Source organism: Streptomyces tateyamensis (assembly GCF_003205575.1).
In the GTDB taxonomy this organism is placed as follows: domain Bacteria; phylum Actinomycetota; class Actinomycetes; order Streptomycetales; family Streptomycetaceae; genus Kitasatospora; species Kitasatospora tateyamensis.
Map to the genome: position 1 here is coordinate 1 of NZ_PYBW01000043.1, position 4,059 is coordinate 4,059.

A 4,059-nucleotide genomic window follows, 5' to 3' on the forward strand; every position below is an offset into this window, starting at 1 on the left:
CTCGGCGGCGCCGATGGTGTCGCCGCTGCCGTAGTTGACCGTCACCATGCCCTGGGCGCCGGACTGCTGGAGCATCGTGGCGTAGTGGTCGAAGTCGACCGCCTGGGTGCCGTAGGTGAGGTCGCTGTTGGTCTTCCAGTTGTAGCTGTCGGACGAACTGCCGCCCGGGAAGCGCACCAGGCCGACACCGGCCTGCTTGAGCAGGCCGGGCACCGCGGCATCGGTCAGCTTGCTGTCGTAGACCGAGCCGTTGGTGCCGATCGCGGTGGCGGGAACGGTGGCCAGTGACTGGCCGGCGTTGACGCTCACCGTTGCCGCACTGGTGGCGGTGGCGGCGGCACCGGCGCTCGGCGCGGTGGTGCAGAGCGGGCCGGCGGCCAGCAGGGCCAGACCGGCCAGGGCGGCAGGCAGGCGCAGCCTGCGCGAAGGGGGCCGAGGGGGCATGGGTGGGTGCTCCTCTGGACGGGGACGGGGGCCGTCGGAGCATCGCGGATGAGGGCGGGGCGCGGACCGCCGACGGTGCCCCGAGGGTCGGCCCCGGTGGCACCGGGCGTCAACGCCGCGGCCTGCCGGTCGGGCTGGGCCACGGGCGCTGAACTGCGAGGAGCGGTGCGGCGGTCCGGCGTAACTTTCAGCACCCCGCCCCGTCAGGGGACGATGACCAGCTTCCCCCGGGTGTGGCCGGTGCGGCTGGCGTCGAAAGCTTCGCCGACCTGCTCCAACGAGAAGGTCTGCGCGATCTCCACGGTCAGCGCACCCCGGTCGACGGCGGCCGCCAGTTCGGCGAGCTCGGCCCCGTCCGGGCGGACCCAGATCCAGTGCCCGCCGTGCTGCTCCACCCCCGGGTCGGCCACCGACACGTGCCGCCCGCCGTCGGCGAGCACGGCCAGCGTCGTCTCCAACTGGCCGCCGACGAAGTCCGCCACCGCCGACACCCCGTCAGGCGCCAGCGCCCGCACCCGCTCCACCACACCGTCGCCGTAGCTCACCGGGTCGCCGCCGAGTTCCCGGACGAAGGCGTGGTTGCGCTCGGAGGCGGTGCCGATCACCCGGGCCCCGCGGTCGCCGGCGAGCTGCACGGCCATGCTGCCCACGCCGCCCGCCGCGCCGTGCACCAGCAGCACGTCGCCGGACCCGACGCCGAGCCGCTTCAGGCTGCGCAGCGCGGTCAGGCCGGCCAGCGGCAGCCCCGCCGCCTGCGCCCAGTCCAGCGCGACGGGCTTGCGCGCGACCGAGGGTGCGGCGACCGTGACGTACTCGGCGAAGGTGCCGGCCTGCACCCAGTCCTTCCGGGCGTAGGCCATCACCTCGTCCCCGGGCGCGAACTCGGGCGTGTCGGGGCCGGTCCTGACCACCACTCCGGCCACGTCCCAGCCCGGGACCACCGGGAAGACCGTGTCCATCATGCCGTCCAGGCCGCCTGCCATCACCTTCCAGTCGACCGGGTTGACCGCCGCCGCACGGACCTGGATGAGCACCTGGCCCGGGCCGACCTTGGGGTCGGGCACCTCTCCGTAGTGCAGCCGCGAGTTGTCCGGGGCGTACGAGTCGTAGGTCACCGCGCGCATGAGCCAACCTCCTGAGGGGGGACGGAGTCGGCGGCCACGCTATCTCCGACCCGGGCCGCCGAGCGGCTGCGACGCTCCGTCGGCGTGCACGGGACCGGCTTGTCGTGAGGTCGGGTCAACGGAAGGCGGCGGCGTTGCGGGCGGCCCAGGCGCTGAACGGCGCGGCCGGGCGGCCGAGCAGTTGGGGCACGTGCGGGCTGACGGCCTGCTCGGCCGGGGTCGGCTCGCCCAGGATGGCCAGGGTGCCCTCGACCACCGGGGCGGGCATGACTGCCGACAGCTGGGCGTGCGCCTGCTCGCGGGTCTGCTCGACGAAGGCCACCGGCTCGCCGATCGCGGCCGCGATGGCGGCAGCGCGGCGGCGGGGCGAGATCGGCTCGGGGCCGGTCAGCACGTACGTCGCACCGTGGTGGCCGGCCCCCGTGAGCACGGCGGCGGCCACCGCGGCCACGTCGTCCGGGTCGACGAAGGGCAGGGCGACGTCGGCGAACGGGGCGGCGGCGGTGCGGTGGGCGCGGACCGGCTCGGCCCAGGCGAGGGCGTTGGAGGCCAGGCCACCCGAGCGGAGCACCGTGTACTCCAACCCGCTCGCGGCCACCGCCTGCTCGAAGGCGGCGGCGTGCGCGTAGGCGCCGCCGGGCCGGGTGCCCACTCCCTGACTGGACATCAGCACCACCCGGGCCACCCCCGCCTGGGCGGCCTGTGCCAGCAGCCCGGCCGGGTCCTCCCCCGCGACCAGCAGGAACAGGGCCTTCGCCCCGTCCAGCGCGGGCCGCAGGCTCGCCGGGTCCGCGAGGTCGGCGGCCACCGCCCGCACGCCGGGCGGCACGTCCGCCGGGGTGATCCGGCGAGCCACGGCGGCCACCGGCTCGCCTGCCTCGGCCAGCAGCCGCACCAGCGTCCGGCCGACGTTTCCGGTGGCTCCGGTCACAGCGATCATGGGTGTCCCCTCCATGGGTCTTCTTCGTCGTCAGAACTGAGTTAGTTGACTGACTTAGAACGACCGTAGCGGAGGCCCGACCCCCTGTCTATCCTTAGTGAGGTGACTGACTCAGAGACGGTGCCCCAGAAGTCCACCAGGTCCACCCGGCCCCGCGGGGGAAAGCGCGAACGGCTGGCCGCGGCCGCCGCCGAGGTGTTCCACCAGCGGGGCGTGGAACGCACCACGCTCGGGGACATCGCCGCGGCCGCCGAGGTCCCGGTGGGCAACGTCTACTACTACTTCAAGACCAAGGACCAGCTGGTCGAGGCCGCCCTCGGCGCCCACCTGGACCAACTGCGGACCGTCACCGCCCAGCTCGAGCTGCTCCCCGACCCGGCCGACCGGCTCAAGGCCCTGATCGGCGGCTGGGTCGACCAGCGCGAACGGTCCGCCCGCTACGGCTGCCCCTTCGGCACCCTCGCCACCGAGCTCGACAAGCGCGAGGAGGGCGAGGCCGGCCTGGACCGCTCGGCCGCCGAGGTGCTGCGGGCCCTGCTCGACTGGGTCACCGACCAGTTCACCCAGCTGGGCCGGGCCGACGCCCGCGACCTAGCCGTGGAGCTGGTCGCCGCCTACCAGGGCATGTCGGTCCTCACCAACGCGCTGCGCGACCCCGAGCTGATGGCCACCCGCGGCCGGCAGCTGACGGCCTGGATCGACACACTGCGATGACGACGGCTCAGGACCTTGACCAGGATCCCGACCATCCCGCGCCCCGCGCCCCGCAGCTGGCCACCCTGGGCGCGCTCGACGCCGCGGTGACCGACTGCCGGGCCTGCCCCCGCCTGGTCGCCTGGCGCGAGGAGGTCGGCCGGGTCAGGCGCGCCGCGTTCCGGGACCAGGAGTACTGGGCCCGCCCGGTCCCCGGCTTCGGGCCGGCGGACGCACCGCTGGCCCTGGTCGGCCTGGCCCCCGCCGCACACGGCGGGAACCGGACCGGCCGGGCCTTCACCGGCGACCCCTCCGGCGACGTGCTGTACGCCGCACTGCACGAGCTCGGCCTCGCCTCGCGGCCGACCGCCACCGACCGCGCCGACGGCCTGCGGCTGCGCGGGGTGCGGATCACCATGCCGGTGCACTGCGCGCCGCCGGACAACCGCCCCAGCACCGCCGAGCGCGACACCTGCCGCCCGTGGCTGGCCCGCGAGTTGGCCCTGTTGCGGCCGACCCTGCGGGCCGTGGTGGTGCTCGGCGGCTTCGCCTGGCAGGCGCTGCTGCCCGTACTGGCCGAGGCCGGCTGGCAGCTCCCCCGCCCCCGCCCGGCCTTCGGGCACCGCGCCCAGGTGAAGCTGCTGGACGTGTCAGGGGACCGGGAGTTGCACCTGATCGGCTGTTACCATCCGAGCCGGCGCAACATGTCCACCCGCACCCTGACACCCGCGATGCTCCGCGAGGCCCTGGCCCAGGGCGCCCGCGCCGCCGGGTTGCACGTCGAGGGCTGAGGCAGGGCACGGCGGCAGTCCGGCGGTGGCGACTCCGCGGCACGGTACTGCCCGCCCCGCTGCGCCA

4 protein-coding genes and 1 pseudogene are annotated in these 4,059 nt (G+C 75.2%); 2 read left to right on the forward strand and 3 right to left on the reverse strand.

Features of this window, described 5'->3' with window-relative positions; translation table 11 throughout:
- The 3 genes and pseudogenes from C7C46_RS13825 to C7C46_RS13835 all read right to left on the reverse strand — a co-directional run.
- A pseudogene (locus C7C46_RS13825) lies at positions 1-444 on the reverse strand (alpha-L-arabinofuranosidase); the annotation flags it as partial.
- Positions 445-647: 203 nt separating this feature from the next.
- Positions 648-1,568, reverse strand: a complete 921-nt coding sequence (locus C7C46_RS13830; protein ID WP_110669358.1) for an NADP-dependent oxidoreductase — start codon at positions 1,566-1,568, stop codon at positions 648-650.
- 115 nt (positions 1,569-1,683) lie between these two features.
- Positions 1,684-2,508 (reverse strand): SDR family oxidoreductase, encoded by an 825-nt coding sequence (locus C7C46_RS13835; protein ID WP_110669360.1) that lies wholly within the window; start codon positions 2,506-2,508, stop codon positions 1,684-1,686.
- A gap of 102 nt (positions 2,509-2,610) precedes the next feature.
- On the opposite strand from C7C46_RS13835, the gene C7C46_RS13840 reads away from it, so the two are divergent.
- Both C7C46_RS13840 and C7C46_RS13845 read left to right on the forward strand, forming a co-directional pair.
- Complete coding sequence (locus C7C46_RS13840; RefSeq protein ID WP_245984406.1) at positions 2,611-3,222, forward strand: TetR/AcrR family transcriptional regulator; 612 nt, start codon at positions 2,611-2,613, stop codon at positions 3,220-3,222.
- Positions 3,219-3,992, forward strand: a complete 774-nt coding sequence (locus tag C7C46_RS13845) for a uracil-DNA glycosylase (RefSeq protein ID WP_110669364.1) — start codon at positions 3,219-3,221, stop codon at positions 3,990-3,992. The genes C7C46_RS13840 and C7C46_RS13845 overlap by 4 nt, the downstream gene beginning before the upstream one ends.
- The last annotated feature ends 67 nt before the right edge of the window (positions 3,993-4,059 follow it).